The organism is Devosia sp. YIM 151766 (assembly GCF_030285925.1).
Lineage (GTDB): Bacteria > Pseudomonadota > Alphaproteobacteria > Rhizobiales > Devosiaceae > Devosia.
Genome location: NZ_CP127251.1, coordinates 1,083,324 through 1,104,932 on the forward strand (window position 1 = coordinate 1,083,324; position 21,609 = coordinate 1,104,932).

17 protein-coding genes and 4 pseudogenes are annotated in these 21,609 nt (G+C 60.3%); 13 read left to right on the top strand and 8 right to left on the bottom strand.

Annotation, left to right across the window (positions count from 1 at the left end):
• Positions 1-3: 3 nt before the first annotated feature.
• Both O9Z70_RS05170 and O9Z70_RS05175 read right to left on the bottom strand, forming a co-directional pair.
• Positions 4-1,014, bottom strand: coding sequence for a hypothetical protein (locus tag O9Z70_RS05170; protein ID WP_286021417.1), 1,011 nt, complete (start codon positions 1,012-1,014; stop codon positions 4-6).
• 129 nt (positions 1,015-1,143) lie between these two features.
• The gene (locus O9Z70_RS05175; RefSeq protein ID WP_286021418.1) at positions 1,144-1,449 is read right to left on the bottom strand and encodes a hypothetical protein; all 306 of its coding nucleotides are present in this window, start codon (positions 1,447-1,449) and stop codon (positions 1,144-1,146) included.
• Positions 1,450-1,487: 38 nt separating this feature from the next.
• On the opposite strand from O9Z70_RS05175, the pseudogene O9Z70_RS05180 reads away from it, so the two are divergent.
• A pseudogene (locus O9Z70_RS05180) lies at positions 1,488-2,069 on the top strand (IS3 family transposase); the annotation flags it as partial.
• A 220-nt stretch (positions 2,070-2,289) separates the two neighbouring features.
• Here O9Z70_RS05180 and O9Z70_RS05185 read toward each other — a convergent pair.
• The 3 genes and pseudogenes from O9Z70_RS05185 to O9Z70_RS05195 form a co-directional block, all read right to left on the bottom strand.
• A pseudogene (locus tag O9Z70_RS05185) lies at positions 2,290-2,706 on the bottom strand (IS21 family transposase); the annotation flags it as partial.
• 252 nt (positions 2,707-2,958) lie between these two features.
• A complete protein-coding gene (locus O9Z70_RS05190; RefSeq protein WP_286021420.1) occupies positions 2,959-3,597 on the bottom strand; it encodes a hypothetical protein in 639 nt (212 codons plus the stop codon).
• A 29-nt stretch (positions 3,598-3,626) separates the two neighbouring features.
• Positions 3,627-4,502, bottom strand: a complete 876-nt coding sequence (locus O9Z70_RS05195; RefSeq protein ID WP_286021421.1) for an alpha/beta hydrolase — start codon at positions 4,500-4,502, stop codon at positions 3,627-3,629.
• Positions 4,503-4,646: 144 nt separating this feature from the next.
• Here O9Z70_RS05195 and O9Z70_RS05200 point away from each other — a divergent pair, with 144 nt between their 5' ends.
• From O9Z70_RS05200 to O9Z70_RS05235, 8 genes are all read left to right on the top strand, one after another.
• Entirely contained in the window at positions 4,647-5,780 is a 1,134-nt protein-coding gene (locus tag O9Z70_RS05200) for a mandelate racemase/muconate lactonizing enzyme family protein (protein WP_286021422.1), read from the top strand.
• On the top strand, positions 5,767-6,798 hold the full coding sequence (locus O9Z70_RS05205; RefSeq protein ID WP_286021423.1) for an ABC transporter ATP-binding protein: 1,032 nt from the start codon (positions 5,767-5,769) through the stop codon (positions 6,796-6,798). The genes O9Z70_RS05200 and O9Z70_RS05205 overlap by 14 nt, the downstream gene beginning before the upstream one ends.
• Complete coding sequence (locus O9Z70_RS05210; RefSeq protein ID WP_502870185.1) at positions 6,792-7,799, top strand: ABC transporter ATP-binding protein; 1,008 nt, start codon at positions 6,792-6,794, stop codon at positions 7,797-7,799. The genes O9Z70_RS05205 and O9Z70_RS05210 overlap by 7 nt, the downstream gene beginning before the upstream one ends.
• A 52-nt stretch (positions 7,800-7,851) precedes the next feature.
• Positions 7,852-8,739: an NAD-dependent epimerase/dehydratase family protein gene (locus O9Z70_RS05215; RefSeq protein WP_502870162.1), complete on the top strand. Its 888-nt coding sequence runs from the start codon at positions 7,852-7,854 to the stop codon at positions 8,737-8,739.
• Entirely contained in the window at positions 8,736-9,197 is a 462-nt protein-coding gene (locus O9Z70_RS05220; protein WP_286021425.1) for a RidA family protein, read from the top strand. Before O9Z70_RS05215 ends, O9Z70_RS05220 begins: the two co-directional genes overlap by 4 nt.
• Before the next feature lie 86 nt (positions 9,198-9,283).
• A complete protein-coding gene (locus O9Z70_RS05225) occupies positions 9,284-10,882 on the top strand; it encodes an ABC transporter substrate-binding protein (RefSeq protein ID WP_286021426.1) in 1,599 nt (532 codons plus the stop codon).
• Positions 10,883-10,941: 59 nt separating this feature from the next.
• Entirely contained in the window at positions 10,942-11,886 is a 945-nt protein-coding gene (locus O9Z70_RS05230; protein ID WP_286021427.1) for an ABC transporter permease, read from the top strand.
• 14 nt (positions 11,887-11,900) lie between these two features.
• The gene (locus O9Z70_RS05235) at positions 11,901-12,776 is read left to right on the top strand and encodes an ABC transporter permease (RefSeq protein ID WP_286021428.1); all 876 of its coding nucleotides are present in this window, start codon (positions 11,901-11,903) and stop codon (positions 12,774-12,776) included.
• A gap of 47 nt (positions 12,777-12,823) precedes the next feature.
• On the opposite strand, the gene O9Z70_RS05240 is transcribed toward O9Z70_RS05235, so the two are convergent.
• Positions 12,824-13,522 carry a FadR/GntR family transcriptional regulator gene (locus O9Z70_RS05240; protein ID WP_286021429.1) on the bottom strand — a complete coding sequence of 233 codons (699 nt, stop codon included), beginning with the start codon at positions 13,520-13,522 and terminating at the stop codon, positions 12,824-12,826.
• Positions 13,523-13,764: 242 nt separating this feature from the next.
• Between O9Z70_RS05240 and O9Z70_RS05245 the strand changes: the two genes are divergently transcribed.
• From O9Z70_RS05245 to O9Z70_RS05255, 3 genes and pseudogenes are all read left to right on the top strand, one after another.
• The gene (locus O9Z70_RS05245) at positions 13,765-15,459 is read left to right on the top strand and encodes a thiamine pyrophosphate-binding protein (RefSeq protein WP_502870186.1); all 1,695 of its coding nucleotides are present in this window, start codon (positions 13,765-13,767) and stop codon (positions 15,457-15,459) included.
• A complete protein-coding gene (locus O9Z70_RS05250) occupies positions 15,456-16,235 on the top strand; it encodes an HpcH/HpaI aldolase family protein (RefSeq protein WP_286021431.1) in 780 nt (259 codons plus the stop codon). Before O9Z70_RS05245 ends, O9Z70_RS05250 begins: the two co-directional genes overlap by 4 nt.
• Positions 16,236-16,359: 124 nt before the next feature.
• A pseudogene (locus O9Z70_RS05255) lies at positions 16,360-17,045 on the top strand (IS3 family transposase); the annotation flags it as partial.
• Between the two features lie 176 nt (positions 17,046-17,221).
• Here the strand turns inward: O9Z70_RS05255 and O9Z70_RS05260 are convergent.
• Together O9Z70_RS05260 and O9Z70_RS05265 are read right to left on the bottom strand one after the other, a co-directional pair.
• Positions 17,222-18,391: pseudogene (locus O9Z70_RS05260) on the bottom strand (IS3 family transposase).
• Positions 18,392-18,657: 266 nt separating this feature from the next.
• Positions 18,658-19,992 carry a TIGR03808 family TAT-translocated repetitive protein gene (locus O9Z70_RS05265; protein ID WP_286021432.1) on the bottom strand — a complete coding sequence of 445 codons (1,335 nt, stop codon included), beginning with the start codon at positions 19,990-19,992 and terminating at the stop codon, positions 18,658-18,660.
• A 137-nt stretch (positions 19,993-20,129) separates the two neighbouring features.
• Here O9Z70_RS05265 and O9Z70_RS05270 point away from each other — a divergent pair, with 137 nt between their 5' ends.
• Complete coding sequence (locus O9Z70_RS05270; RefSeq protein WP_286021433.1) at positions 20,130-21,446, top strand: O-antigen ligase family protein; 1,317 nt, start codon at positions 20,130-20,132, stop codon at positions 21,444-21,446.
• The last annotated feature ends 163 nt before the right edge of the window (positions 21,447-21,609 follow it).

The window sequence follows — 21,609 nt, forward strand, 5'->3', positions numbered from 1 at the left end:
GGATCAGCGAGCAGCGTTTGGCCCGTCCCCAAGCACAGCCCCGATGCGGTTCTTCAACTTCTCCCTGAGGTCCCCTGCGTCGGTCCACGTGATGTGATTGAACTGGCGGGTGTCGAAGTGCACATAATTGATGTGGTCCTCACGGCACATCCAGATGACGGGGATACCTAGGCCCTGCGCGAAGCCTGCCTCATAGTAGACCCCGCCTCTCGGTATGGCGACCGGCTGGCCACCATCGTCCACCACCCCACACGTGAAGTCAGCCACCACGAAGCGAGACCGGCGTATCTCTGCAATGATTTCGTCGTCAATGCGGTTGGCGTGTTCCTTTTGGTCGATCCTCATGGGGAGATATCCGGCGTCTCTAATGGCCGGCGCAATGCCCTCATTGTAGGCTGAGGTAATTTCAGGGCCGAACCACATGGCAACGAAGGCCTGGTCAGATGAGACTCCGGCATTGTCCAGTTGCTGAAGATACTGCCATCCCTCGATAGTCAAAGCTAAGTAGGTCTGGTTGTTGGTGAGAGCGGCAAAGCCCTTTTCGACAGCGTACTCTACCAGCGCAGACAACTCGTCTGAGGTCGTGCTTTCGGTCCAAAGTGACGCAGCAACCCGATTTTTCTGGGCGCTGGCCAGCAAATCACCCGATGCAAGATACGGAGTTTCCCAGGGCAGGCTGTCCCCAATGTTGCGGAGCCTAGACTCAAGGAACCTGTAAAGCCGCTCAACTCGTTCCTTCACAGCTAGGGGCTGGCCGGAATCCGTTAACTCCAACACGCTGGTGGTCACCATTGGCTCATCGACACCAAGTCTGATTTGGTCCACAAGCCAGGTCGCCAACCGTGCAGCTTCTGCACCGCTTATCCCGTTTTCAAGCAGTGCTTTAGCGGAGCCAGACACGCGGTATATCCCATCAAAGGGCGGGGACTTAATGCGATGGAAGTCGCCGCTGCTGGGAAGCTCTTCGGCGAACTCATAATCTGAGACTGGGCACACGACTTTCTTTGCGACCACGAACTGACTCCTGATCCATCATCTTCCAAACCTTGAGCACGAGTCGGGCCGCAGCGCCAAAGACCAATAAAATGGGGGCACAAAGCGGGGGCACAAATGAAAAAGACCTCCCGAAGAAGGTCTTGTTTTTCAACGACTTAGCAATATCAAAAGGAAGTGGCGGAGGGGATGGGCCTCATATCCAACCTTCTCCACCTCGTGCCGACCTCCCAAGGCTCTGCTTAAGCTTGGATCGAAACTTAAATGATGATTAAATTTCAACAGCTTACCTAAGTAGTCGTCCTTGAACCGATCAATCTGATGCATTCGCTCGTGCAGGATGGTGACGATGCCGATATCGTCGTTCGAAAGCCGTCTCCAATAAACGAAATGGCGCTCGTGGCGGAAGAAATACCCTTCCACCCCAAACTCTGCCGGCACGGGCCTCGACATCACGCCACGCGCTTCTATCTGCTCGAATGCGGCGAAGAGGGCAGAAGCGCCGGTTCAAGCGCACCACCGATAGCGAGCATGCTTGGCCCGTGGTGCCGAACTTGCTCGACCAGGTGTTCCAGGCCGAGGCGCCCGATCAAAAATGGGGCGTCGATATCTCCTACATCTGGACCAGGGAAGGCTGGCTGTATCTCTCGGTGGTGCTGGACCTGTTCTCCCGCCGGATCGTTGGCTGGGCCACCAGCGATCGACTGCATAAGGCCTTGGCTCTGTCGGCGCTCCGCAAGGCCCTGGTGATGCGCCAGCCGACGGCGGGCCTGATCCACCATTCGGACCGCGGCGCCCAATATTGTGCCGCGGATTATCAGGCCGAGCTGCGCCGAAACGGGATCAGCATCTCAATGTCGGGCAAGGGAAATTGTTATGATAACGCCATGGTCGAGACCTTCTTCAAGACCATCAAATCCGAGCTGATCTGGCGCACACGCTTCCAGACCAGGCAGGATGCCCAACAGGCCATTGCCCGCTCCATCGACGGATTCCACAACCCGGTGAGGCGGCACTCCGCACTCGACTATCAAAGCCCGGTCCAGTTCGAAAACCGGGCGCGACAAACAAGCTAATGCCTCTCCACTAAAGCGGGGAAAGTCCACATTTAGCTGAGGCAACGGCGCAATCGCTCAGGAACATCTCAACGTGAGGCAATACGGAGTCCCATCCTGATCGTCGCGCTATAGCGCAGTGTCGTGAACGCCTCCGGCAGTTCCCAGCCCTGCAGCGGTGCCGCCTGATCGAACGCGTTGATCTTGTGCTCGATCAGCGGCAGGTAATGTAGCGGATCGGGATATGGGCGACCTTGATCGTAACCGTTGCACCATTGAGAACGACAATCTCGTGGCTCCAGTCGAACTGGTAAGCCTCTCCAGGTGCAGAACTCAGCGGCAGATAGGCCGAAGATGCCGATTGCGAGCGCTCACGGCTCCAGCGCCGCCCATAGCGCCGGACCGCATCATAGCTGCCCTGATAGCCGAGCCCGCAAAGCTCCTCGTAAATCCGGATCAGCGTCAGCCGCTCCCGCGAGGGCTTGCCTTCATTGGCCAGCAGCAGACGATCCAACCCCGCCTGCCACGGCCCGATGGCCGGCAGGGGCTGAGTCTCTCATTCATAGGAAAAGCGCGTCTCACCCGGTCGGATGATCTTGCACATCGTGTTGCGCGCAACATGCAGCTCACACTCGATCTGCTTGATGGACTTGAGCAATCACCCTGCCCTCCAGAGTGCCGGGACTAACGATGACCTCTCGTGAGCGCGACTTCCTCAAGGCGCGCAAACCCAACCCTCCCGGAACACAATAGGATGAAGCGCCCGAGCAAGTGGGGAGCGCCGCGCTCGCCCAATGCACGACCGAGCCCGAATGGCTCAAATAACAAGAGGCTTCTACTCGTGACAGGATGCGGTCTGGAACTCACGTCAACGAGCAGTACGCGTCCATTTGGCTTGTTGGATGGCTCGTTAGCACGAATGTTCGCCAAACAGGCGATAGGTGACCGAGCGCGGCTTGTTACCTTCTTCCGGGGTGGCAGGCACGAAAGAGGAAATGCCTCCCGAAAGTTCGGCCGGCAAAATCATGACGCGGACAAAGGCGCTGGCGCTGTCATGGATATTCTTGCCGATGACCCAGTCTGTACCGGTTTCGAACCAGGCATGGCCGGTATCGATGCGTTCGCTGTCTTCACCGATATAGGCATGCAGCCGGCCTTTGAGCAGGCGGCGAATGCCGGGGCCGCGATGGCCGTGCAGGGGCGTCTGGGCGCCCGGGTTCGACTCGACGCGGTCGGCCCGGAAGATGCGCTTGCCTGAATAAGCCTGCGGCAGCCGGCGCGAGATGACGAGGCTGATACCGGCGCCATCAAGCACAGGCTGGGTGATGGGTGCAAATTCGTAGAGCCAGGCCGTGCCGGTGCCCGCGAAACTAAAGGGGCCGTCGACGAAGTGGCCATTATCGGCTTCGACCGACGTACCATCCACTTCAGCAGTGCCTGAGGCAACATAGACAAAGGCCACGCCAGAGACGGCGACGGTCATGGCTTCGGGAGTGGCGGTAAGGTCGTAGACGCTGAGGCGGTACTGGTTCAGCTCAAGTGCGGTCATGAAAGATCTTTCGTGGGAAGGAAAAACAACTAGCGACGAGGCTGGGCCAGACGCAGCATGGCACCGCCGACAGGACTTTCCGGCTGCATGAAGGGCAGCAGGATATTGAAATGGTTGTAATTGGGCAGCACATGCACTTCCGGCTGGTTGCCGTGGCGGTGCAGGTGATGCGAATAGCGGAAACTCTGGTCAATCCACTGCCAGGGCTCGTCCCCGCCAACCATCACAGCGACCGGGCAATGCACGAGGGGCGTGCGCGTTTCCACATTGCGATTTTCAATGGTCTTGGGCGTAAGCTTGAGCTGTGCATTGACCGTGGTGAGCATAGCCGGCGCTGGATCATAAATGCCGCTGACGGCAACCGCGCCGACAAAGCAGGTCGGATCGACGCCACGTGCCGCCCAATCTGTGGCCAGCACTTCAGCGACCAGATGCGCACCGGCAGAATGACCCGACAGGCTGATCGCGGTGGCGTCGCCACCGTATCGCGCAATGTTCTTGGTCACCCATTCCACCCCGGCAAGTGCTGATTCTGCGACCTGGTCAAGGGTTGAGGCTGGACACAATTCGTAGTTCATGATCACGGCGGTGATGCCATGCCGTACCAGCATCCCGGCGATGAAGGCATAGTTGGATTTGTCCTGGGCGCGCCAATAGCCACCATGCAGGTAGATGTGAACGGGGTGCGGTCCGTTGCCTGGTGCCGGGTAAATATCAAGCGTATGCAGCTCGTGGTCGCCATAGGCAATGTCGGCGTGACGGGGTAGTTCATTGAGTGCCTGCTCATTGGCCGGCTCGCGCAAAGCGCGATACTCGTTGAAGTTTGGGCAGGCTTTTTGCGGGTTGTAGTGGCGCTCATGCTCTTCGGGCGTGAGGCCGTCCCAGATTTTTGCAGCGTTGGTCATAACCGTCCTGTGGCGATCGATACGAGGTTTGATTGCCACCATATCCCTCCAACAAACGCATTTTAAAGAGGGCTCTTGCGCATCTGGTGAAAAATGGTTCACATATGATCCGGAATTGATCACTTTTGGCTGCGAGGGTTCGCCTTGAAGATATCCGCCATCCAGTTCGTCGCGCTGAGCGCTCCTCTGGGAGCCGCCAAGCCCTACGGAATGTCGAAGTCGCTGGCGACTGGACGCGCTTCCACGGTGGTCAAGCTGACCCTGGAAAATGGCATTGTCGGCTTTGGCGAGGCCTGGGGCATGCCTGCCTTCAATCGCGGCTATGAAGCCTTCCTTGCCAACTATCTGGTCGGCACCGACGTCTTCGATATCGAGCACGGCTATGCGCGGATCATGGCCCGCCACTACCACTTTGGTATCCAGGGGCCGATGATGGCCTGCATCAGTGGCATCGATATTGCGGCCAAGGATGCCATGGGCAAGCTGCTGGGGCTGCCCGTCTGCAAGCTGCTGGGCGGCCAGCGGGTCGACAGCGTGCCGATCTATGCCTCGGGTGGCTATATCACCGAGACCCCGCGCGAAGACTACCGGCCACAGATTGACCTGCTCGCGGCGGGCAACTATCCCGCCGTCAAGATCAAGATCGGTCTTGGCCCGGATAGCGATGAAGAGCGTGTCGCAATTGCACGCGAGGTGCTTGATGACGACGTCGAGCTGCTGGTCGATATCAATTCCAACTATACCTACGATCTGGCCATGGAGAGCATGGAGCGGCTCGCTCGCTATCGTATTGGTTGGGTGGAAGAGCCACTGAACCCCGCCGATTTCCAGGGCTATGGGCGCCTCCACAAGCGCGCCCGCATGCCGATCGCCGCCGGCGAGGCGCTCTATACGGTGTTCGACTTCAAAAACCTGGTCGATGCCGGTGGCGTCGATGTGCTGCAGCCCGACATCAGCCTCTGCGGCGGGTTCTGGCAGGGCCGCAAGATTGCCGAACTGGCCTATGCCAACCATCTGCGCATGTCTCCCCATGTGTGGGGTGGTGCCATCGGGCTGGCCGCAGGTGTGCATTTCATCGCCTCACTGTCGGCTTTTCCGCATTCAGAAAACATCCCCAAGCCGACGCTGCTCGAATACGATCTCGGCGCCAATCCGCTGCGTACCGAATTGCTGAAAGAGCCGATCGTCGTCGAGAATGGCAGCATCGCTATTCCGCAGGGGCCTGGTCTTGGCATCGAGGTCGATGAGGAGGCGCTGCTCCGATATGCTTCAGCCTGATACCACCCGGCCAGCCGCGCAGCCCGTGCTGGCCGTAATCGATCTCAAGACCCATTTTTTTACCGACGCAGGCGTGATCAAGGCCGTCAATGGCGTGACCTTGAGCGTCAGCGAAGGGGAAACGCTCGCCATCGTCGGTGAGTCGGGCTCCGGCAAATCGGTGACCGGCTTGACGGTCATGCGCCTGCTGGCGCGGACCACGGCCCGGGTCGTTGGTGGCTCGATCCACTTCCACGGCCGCGACAATGTCAGCACTGACCTTTTGGCGCTGAGCGAAAAGGCGATGAGCCGTATTCGCGGACATGACATCGCCATGATCTTCCAGGATCCGATGTCGAGCCTCAACCCGGTCTTCACCGTAGGCGACCAGGTGGCCGAACCGCTCCGGGTGCACAAGGGGCTGAACAAGAGTGAGGCCCGGCTTCAGGCCATCGAGCTGCTGCGCCAGGTGGGAATTTCTGGCCCCGAAAAACGCGTCGATGCCTATCCCCATGAGCTGTCCGGGGGCATGCGCCAGCGCGTCATGATCGCGGTGGCGCTGGCTTGCGATCCGCGCCTGCTGATCGCGGACGAGCCAACAACCGCACTCGATGTGACCATTCAGGCCCAGATCATCGACCTGCTGCGCAAGCTGCAGCAGGAACGCCGCATGGCCATGATTTTCGTCACCCACGACCTCAAGCTGGTCAGGCAGATCGCCGACCGCGTGGCCGTGATGTATGCAAGCCAGGTGGTTGAGGAAGGGCCGGTCGATGAGGTTCTGGCCAATCCGCGCCATCCTTATACGCGCGCGCTGCTCGACTGCATTCCCTCGCGCCGTGATGGCGCGGGCAATCGCCGCTCGCTCCAGCCCATTCCCGGCACCATGCCCAATCCGCTCTCGCCGCCGGCCGGGTGCCGCTTTCATGCCCGCTGTTCCCATGCCCTCCCGGCCTGCATCGCCCGTGAGCCTGAACTTCAGGTTGTCGATGGCCGGCATGTGACCCGCTGTATCCGTTGGCAGGAGATTGCATCGTGACGCCTGCACAGTATCCAGAGGCAAAAGCCGCCGAACCGGGCCCGCTGGTTTCGGTCACCGGGCTCAGCAAGCAATTTCCGGTGCGCGGCGATAGCTGGGGTACCCCGGCGCAGGCCGTGCGCGCCGTCGAGGACGTCGATCTGACTGTTGCACCGGGTGAAGTGCTTGGCGTCGTTGGCGAATCCGGGTCCGGCAAGTCTACCGTCGGTCGGCTACTGTTGCGCTTGATCGAGCCCAGTGCGGGCAAGGTGATCTTTGATGGCCAGAACCTTGGCGAACTCGGCCCGGATGACCTGCGCAAGTTCCGCCGTCATATGCAGATGATCTTCCAGGATCCCTTTGCCAGCCTCAATGCCCGCATGACGGTGGGCGATGCGCTGATGGAGCCGATCAAGCTGCATCGCCAGCAACGGGGCCGGGCGGCCGAGGAAGAAGCCGTGGCGCTACTCGAAAAGGTTGGCCTCTCGGCGGACCATTTCAGGCGCTATCCCCGCGCCTTTTCCGGCGGCCAGCGCCAGCGCATCGCCATTGCCCGCGCCCTCGCATCGTCGCCGTGCTTTATCGTGGCTGACGAACCGGTTTCGGCGCTCGATGTGTCCGTTCAGGCAGAAGTGCTCAACCTGATGCAGAATCTGCAGCAGGAATTTGACCTGGCCTTGCTGTTCATCAGCCATGACCTGTCGGTCGTTGAAGTCATCACCGATCGGGTGATGGTGCTCTATCTCGGCCGCGTGATGGAGGTCGCGCGCACCGAAGAGCTCTACGACAATCCTGCCCATCCCTATACGGCGGCGCTGCTGCAGGCGGCTCCGGGCTACGCCGGGGAAAGCCGGCAGATTCTGGGCGGCGAGATTCCGAGCCCGATCGCGCCGCCATCCGGCTGTGTTTTCCGCACCCGCTGCCCCTTCGCGCTGGCGGAATGCGCCCAAACCATTCCGGCCCTGCGCGAAGTTCGCCCTGGTCATTTCAAGGCTTGTATCCGTGACGGCATTGCTTTCTGAAACTCCGCGCATACTGGTCATCGGGGGGCGCGGCTTCGTAGGTTCCCACATTGTGCGGGCCCTCTTGGCCCGCGACATCCCCGTGCATGTCTTTGGCCCCAACATGGCCACTGACCTGCTTGCCGATCTGGGCGGGCGTTTCGGCGAGACCATCGGCTCGGTAGAAGATCAGGCGGCGATCCTTGCCGCCATCGAAGCGAGCAGCGCAACCGCGATTGTCACCACGGCTGCCTTTGGCGAGGGCGGCAAGGGACTGATGCAGGGCGGCGAGGCCGATGCCGACCGCGCCATGGCGATCAATGTCGACGGCCTGCGCCATGTGCTCGAGACTGCCCAGGCAACCGGCATCAGCCGCGTCATCACCACCGGCTCAAGCGTCGTGTTCGGCCCCGCTGACAACTATGACAGCGAGCGCGTCGATGAGACTGGTGTCAAGCGGCCACGCACCATCTATGGCCTGACCAAGGTTCTGTCCGAAGACCTGGTGCAGTATTATCGCGACCGCCATGGGCTCGATGCCAGCTCGATCCGCCTGCCGATCGTGCTCGGGCCGGGGCTCTGGTACCAAGGTGCAGCCAGCGCCATTGCTGGTGTTATCGCCAATGCTGCGCCGGGTGCCCGCCACCAGGTCCGCTTCCACGACATGCCAATCGACCTGATGCATGTATCGGACGTGGCCCGCGCCATTGTCGAGGCCCTCGTCACCGATGCGCCGCTTGAGGCGATCTACCATATCAACGGCTTTACCGCCCGCCTCAGCGAAATCGGTGCTGCCGCAGCTGCACAGGTGCCCGGTTATGTTGTCGAACAGGAAGTCGTCCCCCCGGCCAATACCTTTCCGTTGATGGACGACACCCGCTTCCGGGCGCGCTTCGCCTTCATCCCCCAATATGACCTCAACGGGTTGCTGCAATCCCAGATCGGCGGAGACGGATCATGAGCATAGACGCGCGCCTCAAAGAACTGGGGATCGAACTGCCTGACGCGGCCTCGCCCTCATTTAATTACGTGCCCGTGATCCTGCATCGCGGCATCGCTTATGTCAGCGGCCAGATGCCCAAGGTGGATGGTGACGTGCGGGTGTTCGGAAAGGTCGGCGCCGAAGTCGATCTGGCCACCGCCCAGGGCGAAGCCCGCATCTGTATTCTTCAGGGCCTGGCATGCCTCAGGCAATCGCTGGGTTCGCTCGACCGGATCGAGCAGGTGCTCAAGATCAACGGTTTCGTGGCCTCGGCACCGGGCTTCAATGCCCAGCCCAAAGTGCTCGATGCAGCCTCGGATCTGCTGGCAGAAATTTTCGGCGAGGCCGGTCGGCACGCGCGAGCAGCCATCGGCGCAGCCGAACTGCCCCGCAATGCAGCGGTCGAGATCGAGATAACAGTCGCCTATCGCGACTGAATAAACGCCGAATGGCGAAACACGACGGCAGTCGCGGCCCATGGGGCGCGGCACGCAAAGGAATGAGAGAACACAAGGGGAGTACCATGACCTTTATGAATATATCCGGCATGCGACGCTTCGGGCAGAAACTGCTCGGTGCCACCATGCTCAGTCTGCTGGCACTGTCGCCAAGCCTGGCCAATGAATTGAGCCTTTACGGCCCAGCTGCAGAAAACGCTGTCAGCGGCGGCCGCCTGAATATGGGCCTGCTGCTCGAGCCGCCCGGCTTCGATCCGTTCCACCAGGCCGCCGATGCGCGCATCCGCCTGACTGTTCTGGTTTACCAGGGCCTGTTCTACGAAGGTGCGAACGGGCAGGCCATTCCGCTGCTGGCCGAGGGTTTTGAGATTTCCGAGGACGGCCTGGTCTATACGATCAAGCTGCGTCAGGGCGTCAAGTTCCATACCGGCGGCGACATGACCGCAGCAGACGTGGCCTATAGCTACAACTATATCCGCAACCCCGATAACGGCTCGCCCGGCGCCGGCGATTTCTCGATGGTGAGCAATGTCGAAGTGGTGGACGATTTCACCGTTCGCTTCACGCTGACCGACAAGAACTCGTCGTTGCCCATGACGCTCGGCAATAAATACGGCGCCGTGGTTCCTGCCGGCTATTTCGACGACGAGAGCGCCAAGAACCGCATAAACTCGGAAAGCGTTGGCACCGGCCCGTTCAAGCTGGTCGAGTTCGTTCCCAACTCGCACGTCGCGCTCGAGCGCAACGAAGTCTACTGGGAAGCTGGCGTTCCTTATCTTGATGCCATCGACTTCTCGATCCTGCCCAACAGCGCTTCCATGCTGGTTGCCCTGCAAAACAATCGCATCGACCTGGTTCCGTTGAGCCGTCCGCAGGACGTGCAGCAGGTATCCGGCGTGCCTGGCCTGAACATCGAGCGCTGGCCGTCGCTAGCCCAGACTGCGATCGATCTGGGCTCCGAGCTCGAGCAGCTCAGCGACGTTCGTGTTCGTCAGGCCATCTCGCTTACCGTAGACAAGACGGAAATCCTCAAGGCCTCCGTTGGCGAATATGGCACCGCTCTGGGCACCATGGTCTCGGGCATGCAGGAAAGCTGGGGTCTCCCCCTCGATCAGGTCCCGATGCAGGGGCCGGACCTCGAAAAGGCCAAGGCGCTGATGGCTGAAGCTGGCTACGCCGACGGCTTCACCATGACGCTGACCACCATTAACGGCTTCGATTGGATGGATCCGGCTTCGGTTACCCTGCAAAAGCAGTTGGCTCAGATCGGCATCACCCTGGACATCCAGCGCGTTGACCTGGGTGTGTGGGTGAACAATTTTCGCTCCAGCCAGATGGGCTTCACCTTCAACGACTGGGCGGCCCAGCCCGATCCCAACCTGCTGTTCTACCGGCACTTCCACAAGAAGCCCGATGGAGCCGACTTCCGCAACTGGAACAATGACGAAGCCAGCGCCCTGCTTGACGAGGGGCGGGCAGAAGCGGACCCCACGAAGCGCCGCGAGATCTACGACCGGTTCCAGACCATACTTGCCGAGACTGTTCCCACGATCATGCTCTATTCGCCCGATCACGTGACCGTTCGCAGCGACAAGGTGCAGAACTTCACCCAGCATCCGACGGGCTGGTATTTCGGTCTGGCGCGGACTTTCATCGCCGAATGATGTCAAAGGCGGGAGGCGCCGCTGCGCCTCCCGTTACAGAGCTGCGCACGGGATCGATCATGGGCTCATATCTACTTAAACGGCTGTTCGCCTCACTTCTCACGGCCGTCCTGGCGTCCATTCTGGTCTTCTTGCTGGTGCGCATGGTGCCCGGCGACGTCGTGGCGCAGATGATGGGCCAGGCCGGCGGAGAAAACGCAGCCGGTGCATTGCGTGAGTTCTTCGGCCTCGATCAGCCGATCTACATGCAGTATCTGGCCTGGATCACCAATGTCCTGCAAGGCAATCTCGGCAATAGCTGGACCCGTGGCCTGCCGGTGACCGAGATGATCGGCCCCGCTTTCCTGGTCACCTTGGAAATTGCCATTCTCACGCTGGCGGTCGCCACTCTTGTCGGTGTTCCACTCGGCATCATTGCCGGCATCTACGAAAACCGCCCGCTCGATACGGCAATCCAGACCTTCAACATCCTCGGACTTGCCGCGCCGGTGTTCTGGGTTGGCCTGATGCTGCTGGTGGGAGTGTCTGCCCTCATCGGCTGGTCGCCGCCATTGCGCTTCGTGCCGATCACCCGATCGCTCGGCGACAACCTGTCCATCCTTATCCTGCCGATTGCCAGCCTGGGGCTGCTGCAGGCTGCCGCCTATAGCCAGTTCGTACGCCAGAACGTGGTGTCCGCACTCAATCAGGAATATGTGCGCACCGCCATTGCCAAGGGCGTGCCGGTCCGGGTGGTCTTCTTCAAGCACATCCTTCGTAATGTGCTGATCCCGATCATCACCTTCATGGGCCTGATCCTGATCCAGATTTTGGGTGGAACGGTGATCATTGAATCGCTGTTTGCCTTGCCCGGCCTGGGCCGTCTGCTGCTTACCGCCATCGAAACGCGCGACTATCCGGTGCTCCAGGGGGCTTTGCTGATCGTCGTCGTCTCCGCCATGGTCGTCAATCTTGTCGTCGATCTGACCTACCGCCTGATCGACCCGCGCGTGCGCGTGGCCTGACTTCGGAGTTTCCCATGGCACAAGCTACCTTATCCACCACGCCATCCGCTCCTGCGCCTCTTGGCGCCTTGGGCAAGCTGCTGCGGACCGCGCGTCGCGAACCCGGCTTGGTGCTCGGTATCGCCCTGCTGGTCCTGCTGCTTCTGGCTGCCCTCTTCCCTTCGCTTTTTACTGCGCAATCCCCGATTGACGTGTTCATCGACCGGGCCATGCAACCACCCTCTGGGGACCACTGGTTCGGCACCGACGACGTCGGGCGCGATATCATGGCACGCGTTATCTATGGCACGCGGGTTACCCTGGCTATCTGTGCTGGCTCGCTGCTGATATCGGCAGTGATCGGTGGCGCCCTGGGGCTGGTATCGGGCTTTTTCGGCGGCTGGACTGATCAGGTTCTTGGACGCCTGGTCGACGTCCTGCTGAGCTTTCCGCCGATTATCCTGGGGGTCATAATCACCGGCGTTCTGGGGCCGAACATCGTCAATCTGATCACGGCGCTGTCAATCGTCTATATGCCGGTATTCTTCCGCATCGCCCGTGCCGGGGCAATGAGTGAGGTCGGCAAGACCTATGTCGAGGCAGCTCGCAGTATCGGTGTGCGCGACAGCACGGTGTTGCGCCGCCATGTCATGCGCAACGTCCTGCCGCTGATCCTCACCCAGTATATGATCCTGTTCCCGCTGATCCTGCAGATACAGGCAGCACTCGGTTTCCTGGGCCTTGGCGTACAGCCCCCAACACCGGACTGGGGCGCCATTCTGGAGCAGGGCAAGAACTACATTCTTTACGCGCCTTGGATATCGGTGTTTCCGGGTCTTGCCGTTCTTACTGCAGCACTCGCCCTGATGCTGGTTGGCCGCGCGGTGCAGAAGCGGATGGATCAGCGATGAGTAAAGGGCGTACAGCGGGCGGCGCGGTTCGCGCCGTTCCCTTTCGATCAGTTGCTGCTGACGTTGGACAGGGTGCGCAGCAGGTAGTCGCGAATGGCCTGGCGTGCCTTGTCGGCTTCGCCAGAGCGCAGCGCCTCCACGATCACCAGATTGTCCCGATACGCTGCCTCACGCACGACCAGGACCGGCGACAGCTGCCGGCCCGAACGACCCCAGCCGGCGCGGCGCCGGGACGCAATGATCTGCTCGAAGATCGAAATGATGAAGCGGTTACGCGAGGCGCGGGCAATCGCCATGTGTACCGCATATTTCGCTTCCTTGAATTGATCCCAATCCTCGGCATTGCGCACTTGTTCAAGCGCGACTTCCATTTCCTCGATCAACTCGGGCGTGATGCGCTCTACGACCAGATCGGGAAGGTTGGGCTCGAACAGCAAGCGTGCTTCGAGCAGTTCAGCCAGCGTGAACTCATCCTTCGCGGCTGCGCTGCGAACAAAGGTTCCGCGACCGACGTGGCGAATGATCAGGCCTTCGTCTTCCAGCAGGTTGAGCGTCTTGCGCACGCTGTTGCGCGCGGCATCGAAATGCTCGGCAAGCGCACGCTCCGTGGGCAGACGGCTTCCGGCCGGGTAGACCCCTTGCATGATTCCCGACTTCAAGTCGCGATAGATCGACTGCGAATCCAGTTCGGATTTGGCTCGGGCACTTTGGGCGACGCCGGCTATCGAGTTGGTTTCGATATTCATGTTCACCGACCATTGGGTTGCAATATGACCGCTTTGGTTGAAGCGGTCGAACTGTTCAAACCTATACCAGACTAGCTGATTTATTAAAGAGACTATCCCGAACCCAAACCGGGCATTGCCTCATTGGACCGATCAGGTTGGAATTGGTTTGAAATGGGTAAAACCCGCAAATTGAACTGGCATGGCAGCATTTTAAGCGAATGCCATGCCTCGACGGACGCGAGAAGGAGAATGAGATGACGGTGGACAACACCAAGACGACCCGCCGGGGTGGCCATCTGTTGGTCGCCAGCCTGCTGGCCCAAAAGGTGGACCGTGCCTTCTGCGTGCCCGGGGAGAGCTATCTGCCCGTGCTCGACGCACTCCATGACGTCAGCGACCAGATTGCACTGGTGGTCTGCCGCCACGAAAGCGGTGCGGCCAACATGGCTGAAGCCTATGGCAAGCTTACCGGACGGCCCGGCGTGTGTTTCGTGACCCGTGGTCCGGGAGCTACAAATGCCTCGACCGGTATTCACACTGCGTTCCAGGATTCCACGCCGCTCGTTCTGTTTGTGGGCCAGGTCAACACCAGCATGAAGCACCGCGAAGGCTTCCAGGAAGTGGACTTCGCGGCCATGTTCACACCGCTGGCCAAGTGGGCTGCGGAAATCACCGATCCGGCGCGCATCCCCGAATATGTGCATCGCGCCTTCCAGACGGCGATGGCGGGTCGGCCCGGCCCTGTTGTGCTGTCCCTGCCCGAAGACGTGCTGAGCGACCTTGTTTCGTGTGAAATTGATCCCGGCCTGCCGGCTGCACCAGTCTCCGGAGCGCCGACCGAGGCTCAGCTGGCGCATATCGCCGAACTCGTCGAGGCCGCCGAACGGCCCTTGTTGATCGTAGGCGGCGGTGATTGGACGGCCGGACTCGGCGAACAGGTTGCCGATTTTGCCGAGCGCTTCGGCGTACCGATCCTGGCATCGCTGCGCTGCCAGGACTATGTGTCCAACCATCATCCCAACTATGCCGGCCACCTGACCATTGGCGCCGAGCCCAAGCTGGTCGATCGCGTACGCCAGGCCGATCTCCTGATGGTCATGGGTGCGCGCCTGGGCGAGATGACAACCGCCGGCTATACGATCATTGACCCGGCAAAACGGGGCGCGACACTGGTTCACATCTATCCCGATCCCGAAGAGCTGGGCCGCGTCTACCAGGCAAACCTGGCCATTAATGCAGGGGCACCCGCGACAGCCGCGGGGCTGGCGCGGCTGTCGCCCAGGGCCGGCAACACGAAACGAGCAGGCTGGGTGGCCGGGGCCCGCGCCGACTATGTCGCTTCGCTTGATGTCGCACCACGCGAGACCAGCGTGGACCTGGCTCAATTGGTAACCGATCTCTTCGCGGCCGTGCCCGCCGATACCATTGTGTGTTCGGGCGCGGGCAATTACACCGCCTGGGCCCATCGCTTCTGGCAGTTTTCCAGCTTCCGCACCCAGCTTGCGCCCACATCGGGCGCCATGGGCTATGGGGTGCCAGCGGCCATTGCGGCAAGTCTTGTTCATCCCGACCGTATGGTGGTGTGCTTTGCCGGGGATGGGTGCTTCCAGATGAGCAGCCAGGAACTGGCGACCGCCGTCCAATATGGCGTCAAGGTTCTGTTCGTCGTGGTCAACAACAGCATGCTGGGCACCATCCGCATGCATCAGGAGCGCGAGTTCCCCGAGCGCGTCTATGCTACTGATCTGGTAAACCCCGACTTCGTGGCGCTGGCCCGCTCCTATGGCCTTGTGGCTGAACGGGTCGAGCGTACCGCCGACTTCGGGCCTGCATTGCAGCGGGCATTGGCCGCCAAGGGCAGCGCCCTGATCGAGGTCGTCACCGAGCAGGATGCAATTTCCCACCGGACGACGATTTCCGCCATGCGGGCGAAGGCCAAGGCAGGCCAGAAATGAAGACCAACGCAGTCAAGGCGCTCTGGGCGCAGGGAAAGCCGGCAATCAATGGCTGGCTCTCCATCGGTAATAGCTTCTCCGCCGAGATCATGGCGGCGCAGGGCTATGACAGCCTGACAGTGGACCTGCAGCATGGCGTCGTGGATTATGCCAGCGCCGTGCAGATGTTCCAGGCGATGGGCGCAAGCGGCGTCATGCCGATGGCCCGCATTGCGCAACTCTCGCCAGCCGATGTGACCAAACCGCTCGATGCCGGGGCGATGGGCATCATCTGTCCGATGATCAACTCCCGGGCCGACGCCGAGGCCCTGGTGTCCTATTCGCGATACGCACCCAATGGCACCCGCAGCTTTGGCCCGACGCGGGCAGTTTTTTCGGCCGGGCCGGGATATGACGGCAATGCCGAAGAAGAATTGATCTGCATGGCCATGATTGAGACGGCCGAGGCGATGAATAACCTCGATGCGATCTGCGCAACGCCAGGACTGGATGGGGTCTATGTCGGCCCATCGGACCTTACGCTTGCGTTGACGGGCCGTCGCTATCGTGTTGGCTTTGACCGCCAAGAACCCGAGATGCTCGAGGCGATTCAAACAATCCTTGCTGCTGCACATAAGTATGGCATCAAGGTCGGCCTGCATACGGGTAGCGCCGACTATGCCAGCCGCGCGATTGATTGGGGTTATGATTTCGTCACGGCGGGCACAGATGTGCGGCTGCTGTCGGAAGCTGCAGGTCAGACTGTGCGCACTGTCCGGAATGCACGCGGAGAATGACCGTGCCAACCAAACGCTTGCGGATGTTGGTCGAACGGTCGGGATGAGTCGCAAGCTGCATATTTGGTCGGCGAATGTGGAAAGATCGATTACGGAGAGCTGCGGGAGGCGATGAAGGCGGTGGCGTCGGCGCGTCGGCTATCGACGCATCCACGTAATGCTGCAGCGCCAGGGCATCGCGATGAACCTCAAGAAGCTTAGACGGCTCTACAGCGAGGAGAGGCTTCAGGTCCGCAAACGCGGCGGCCGCAAGCGGGCTCTGGGCACCCGGCGCCCGATGATCGTGCCCGATCGGCCCAACCAGCGGTGGAGCCTGGATTTCGTCAGCGATGCCTTCACCGACGGCCGCCGCTTCCGGGTTTTGACCGTGGTGGACGACCACACGCGGGAGTGCCTGGCTCTGGTCGCCGATACATCGCTGTCGGGCCGACGGGTGGTGCGTGAGCTCGATGCCATCATTGCCAGGCGCGGTCGGCCGCTCACGGTGGTCAGTGACAACGGCACCGAGTTCACCAGTATGGCGATCCTGCGCTGGTCCCAGGACCGGCAGATCGACTGGCACTATATTGCTCCCGGCAGCCGATGCAGAACGGCTTCATCGAGAGCTTCAACGGCAGCTTCCGCGACGAATGCCTCAACGAGACGCTGTTCTCCTCAATGCCCGAGGCGCGCGACCGGATCAGCGCATGGCGCGACCGGATCAGCGCATGGAAGGAGGACTACAACAGCCACAGACCGCACTCCTCGCTGGGCAATCTCACTCCCACCGAGTTTGCAACGCAACTGGCACTGGAAAAACAGGCCGCATAGGACCAAACATCAACCCAAGGACTCTCCTTAAAACCGGAGGGAACTTGGGGCTCAGGTCACAGGCCGAAGTGTCTCGGCAACAATCCGCGCCTTCACCTCATTGGACCACTGCCAATTGCGACGCCGCTTCGCGCCATTTGTGTACCGCCCCCGGTTCTTGAGGCACCCGATTGCAGTTATGCGGCCAGCGGCATTGTGTCCATCTGGTCGCGTCGGAACTGGGCTGGGGAGCGGTGGCCGTGCCGCTCGATCAGCCAGCATTCATTGTAGGTTCGCCTGAACTCGATCAGGGCGAGGCGGAGCTCCTCGACGGTCCGGAAGGTCCTGACCCAAAGCAGGTTCTCCTTCAGCGTCCGGATGAACCGCTCGGCGCAGCCGTTGCCCTCGGGGGCGTGAACGAAGGCCGGCGACGAGGTGGCGCCGAGCCAGGCGATCTCCTTCTGGAAGTCGCGGGACATGTACTGGCTGCCGTGGTCATGGCGGATGGCAAGGCCCCGGGCAGCGTCCTTCTCGACCCCGCCGAAGTATTCGGTGACGCCTTGGCGGAGCGGCTCGAGCGCCTCGTGGCGGGTGCCGTGGAGGGCGGCATGGATACCCACGCATGTGGCCGAGCAGTGATCGATGGCGACGAATACCGCCACCTGGCCATGCTCGACGGTGAAGGCTGCGGTCATGTCGGTTCCCCACATGGTGTCGAGGGCCTCCGGAATGATCGTGCCGTCATGGTTGCGCGGGCCGCGGGGGCGGCCGGTGCGGGTCGCGGCCTGCAGGCCGTTCTCGCGCATCAGCCGGCGCACGCGTTCCTTCGAGGTGCGCAGGCCCGCATGGCGCAGCCGCGCCCAGACCTTGCGGTAGCCCTCGCCGTGAAAGGGGCTGTCGGCGAGCACCCGCCGGATCGCCTCGACGAGGTCGGCGTCGGGCAGCGGCCCCACGAGCCCCGGCCGTCGCCGCCCGGCGACCACGGTAGATGCTTGACCGGGCGATGCCCCAGACCCGGCAGACCCGGGCGACACCGTAGCGGCGGCGTGCGAAGATCGAGATGACGGTGCTCATCGCTTCGACCTCCGCGTTGCAAAAGGGGCGCCGCCAGCCTCCAGCCGCGCGATCTTCGTGTAGAGCAGTTCGGTGTCCATCGTCAGCTCGCCGACCTTGGTTCGCAGCCGATCGATGGTCTCGTCCCGATCGTCCCGCGCCCGCGACTTCAGGCTGGCCGAGCCGGCCTCGAGAAAGGCATCGCGCCAGCCGCTCAGATCCGCGGCCGTCACCGCCAACTCGCGCGCCACGATCTCCAGCGGCTCGCCCCGCAGCACCCGCAGAACCGCGTCCCGCTTGCGACCCGCCGTCATGCGCCGCTCCCGACCCGGAGCCGCGACCGCTCCGATATCTGAGGTCTCCGCGCTCGCGGCTCCTCCCCGATCAACGTCATCCATCTCAACACCTCCGTTGGCCCTCAATAAGCCGTCTGGGATGTCTCAAGAAACCCTGGGGCGGGGGATTTGTGAGAAGCTCCATTGGAGCGTCCATGGAGAAACTCCCGCACCCACATCAACCCGTGCGAAATCTCACGGCTGACAACGGGCCAGAAGATGGGGGCAGAACACCGCTTACCATTTCATCGGCTGGGCGCGAGAATGCTGTTATCCCCGATAGAGACGTTGGCATAGTCGGCGGCACTTAGGTCGGTGGCGACGACTTCCTGCCATTGGACGCCGACAATTGCGTGTTGGCGATAGTCGGACACCACATTGCCGCTGATGCGGGAGAGGCCAACGCCCGGAACTACGCTCACTGAAATACCGACGTCGCAATTCCGGACCAGGTTATTGCTTACCAGCACATTTCTTAGATAAGGTCCCCACCCAACAATAATGCCGGTGCCTGGAACGGCCTCTACAATATTGCCAGTGATTATGGCGTCTGCTTCAGCGGCAATACCGTATGGAACAATAAGATCAGGGTTTGTGACAGATCCGGCCGTCAAGTTTCGAATGATATTGCCTTGGCAGATGGATAGTCGCCCGTCACGATCGAAATTGGTGAGGGAGATACCTGCAGCGCTCCCCTCGACCAGATTGTCGCTGATGATGGAGCCGGAAAAACCAAACTCGGAAAAAATCGATACTTCGCCGCTCTTCGCACAGTGATTGCTTATCACGCGTGTGTCATGAGTTTCATTCAGCCGTATAGCGGAAAAGGCGCATTCGGTGATGTAATTATCGCTAATACTGACGCCATCGGCGCGGAACACATTGACCCCGTTGCCATTCTGCCCGTTGCCGCCACTCGTCCAGTCGATCTCGCTGATCCTGTTGCCGAAAATGCGGGATCCATCCGGGCCACTCTCGGAACGCCAGATACGAATACCGCCGTTTCCGCAACGCGTTATGGAGTTGCCCTCCACGTCTAGGCCGCGACTGTCCGTAGAAAAGATGCCGGTATTGGCTATGTCGGACAATTCGCACCGCTCGATGCGGCCTTGTACATTATGCGCTCGGATGCCAGTTCCGGCTGCGTGCAGGAAGCGGCAATCGCGAATGACCACATTGCTGACGTTGACCATATCGAGCAGCGTGGACTCGGGGCTTGATGGCCCCATCCCTTCGTAAGTCAGGCCCTCGAGAGTGACATGGTCGCAGTCGACAATTGTAAGAATTGTCTCGCCGGTATCGAGCCGCAGGACGGTCTGGCCCGAGCCGTAGATCGTCAGGGGACCGGCTATGGTCGCGTTACTGATCGAATAAGTGCCAGGCCCCAGGAAAAGCGGCTGCTGCAAGCCAATTGCGGCATCAATTGCCATCTGGAATGCGGCCGTTTGATCGTCTGCCGTCTCCCCTACGCCGAAAGCACTGGCATCGACGAAGCGCTGCGCCGAGGTGTGAATTGGCAGCGCGAAGTTCGCAAGTGTGCCGATACAACCGGACAACAGATTTCGGCGTGTGACCGTCACAGATTATTCCTCCTTACCGTGCTGGTACACTGAAACGCCCTAATGCTGCTTCCGGCTTAAAGTGGAACCGGCATGGTTAATGCCTTCTTTAGGGTGGGTCGCTAACCTTCTAAGATGTTTCTCGCTCCAAGTATGCCATGATTGATGTGCTTTCCAGGCAGGCTATCGCTAATCCGATCCTAGCCCGGCAACGCGGCGAGGCCTATATGCATGCCTTGGCGTCAAAAACGCTCATGGTGACTATTTGGCTCTGGATTTTTTCCGGTAGCTTCATTCTCTTTGAGCCGTCTTTCTACGAAATTCTGCTCCTTCCGGCCCTGTGTATGGCAGTGGCGTCGCGTATGCGCCTCTTCTCCTCCACCGCGCCGTTGCTGCTGCTTCTGCTGTTTTTTTCAGTGTTTGGAGTAATTGCTGCGTTCCAGGTTCGCTACACGCCCCTGACGGACGCGCTTATTTTTGTTGTTGTCACTATTTACTTAATTTTTACCGCCTTCTTTGCTGCGAATTTCATCGCAGAAGCGCCCGAGCAGCGTGTGAGTGTAATCCGCAACGCTTATGTGGCAACCGCCGTAGTGTCCGCAGCTATTGGAATATTCGCATATCTCGGCGTACTGCCAAATTCAGAAATGTTTCTGCGCTACGACCGCGCCAAGGCGATGTTCAAGGACCCCAATGTCTATGGCCCTTTCCTTATTCTTCCTGCGATGCTGGTGCTGCGCGATCTTTTTCTCCAGCGCAAGGGTCAACTGCTCAACGGGGCGATCGTACTCCTGCTGATGATCGGTGTGTTTGTAAGCTTTTCTCGGGCGGCTTGGGGACATTTTGCAGTCTCCGGCCTACTGGTTTTTGTATTGTGCTTCTGGCTGGAGGCTATAGCGACCGAGAAGGTCCGCATGATGATTATCGCCCTAGCCGGCGCTTTGATCGTCATGATCTCTTTCGCAGGACTGCTGTCCGTTCCCGAGATCGGCTCGCTGTTTGAACAGCGCGCCAGCGCCACCCAGACCTACGACACCGGAGAGACTGGCCGCTTTGGCCGGCAAGGATATGCGTTCGACCTTGCTCTGACCCATCCTTGGGGGCTGGGGCCCACAGAGTTCCCCCATTTGCGTATAATGGAGCAGCCGCACAATACCTATGTTACTGTCCTGCATGCCTATGGATGGGGCGGGGGGCTCTGCTACTACCTAATTGTCCTGCTTACGCTCTGGCGCGGTTTACAGGGTTTAGGGAATCCCGCCAGACGTGGCCTGCTCATTCCTGTAATCGCGGTCTATATTCCCTTGGTTGTCCAGTCAGCGATCATCGACACCGACCACTGGCGTCACTATTTCCTTATCGTCGGCCTGATCTGGGGGATAACTGCAAATACTGCGGTTTCCGTTACCCGTGATCCTTCCCGGCTCATCCCGAAATATCCTCCAGGGCGGCGCAAGCAGACCCGAAATTCCTAAGACGGGGCATTCTAAGGCAGGCTGGACAGCCAAGCCCGACTGCCGAGTTTTCTTGATCGCTGTGACTTAGAAGATGCCGATCATTTAATAACTGTTTTCAATAACAGCTATTAAAATTATTCATGTTATTGTTGAACTTTGTTTGAACATTTTATTTCAGACG

Bases quoted from the DNA above. Each gene is read 5' to 3' on its own strand.
- O9Z70_RS05190 (WP_286021420.1), bottom strand. From the start codon at position 3,597: ATGACCGCACTTGAGCTGAACCAGTACCGCCTCAGCGTCTACGACCTT.
- O9Z70_RS05195 (WP_286021421.1), bottom strand. From the start codon at position 4,502: ATGACCAACGCTGCAAAAATCTGGGACGGCCTCACGCCCGAAGAGCAT.
- O9Z70_RS05205 (WP_286021423.1), top strand. From the start codon at position 5,767: ATGCTTCAGCCTGATACCACCCGGCCAGCCGCGCAGCCCGTGCTGGCC.
- O9Z70_RS05220 (WP_286021425.1), top strand. From the start codon at position 8,736: ATGAGCATAGACGCGCGCCTCAAAGAACTGGGGATCGAACTGCCTGAC.
- O9Z70_RS05225 (WP_286021426.1), top strand. From the start codon at position 9,284: ATGACCTTTATGAATATATCCGGCATGCGACGCTTCGGGCAGAAACTG.
- O9Z70_RS05230 (WP_286021427.1), top strand. From the start codon at position 10,942: ATGGGCTCATATCTACTTAAACGGCTGTTCGCCTCACTTCTCACGGCC.
- O9Z70_RS05235 (WP_286021428.1), top strand. From the start codon at position 11,901: ATGGCACAAGCTACCTTATCCACCACGCCATCCGCTCCTGCGCCTCTT.
- O9Z70_RS05240 (WP_286021429.1), bottom strand. From the start codon at position 13,522: ATGAATATCGAAACCAACTCGATAGCCGGCGTCGCCCAAAGTGCCCGA.
- O9Z70_RS05250 (WP_286021431.1), top strand. From the start codon at position 15,456: ATGAAGACCAACGCAGTCAAGGCGCTCTGGGCGCAGGGAAAGCCGGCA.
- O9Z70_RS05270 (WP_286021433.1), top strand. From the start codon at position 20,130: ATGATTGATGTGCTTTCCAGGCAGGCTATCGCTAATCCGATCCTAGCC.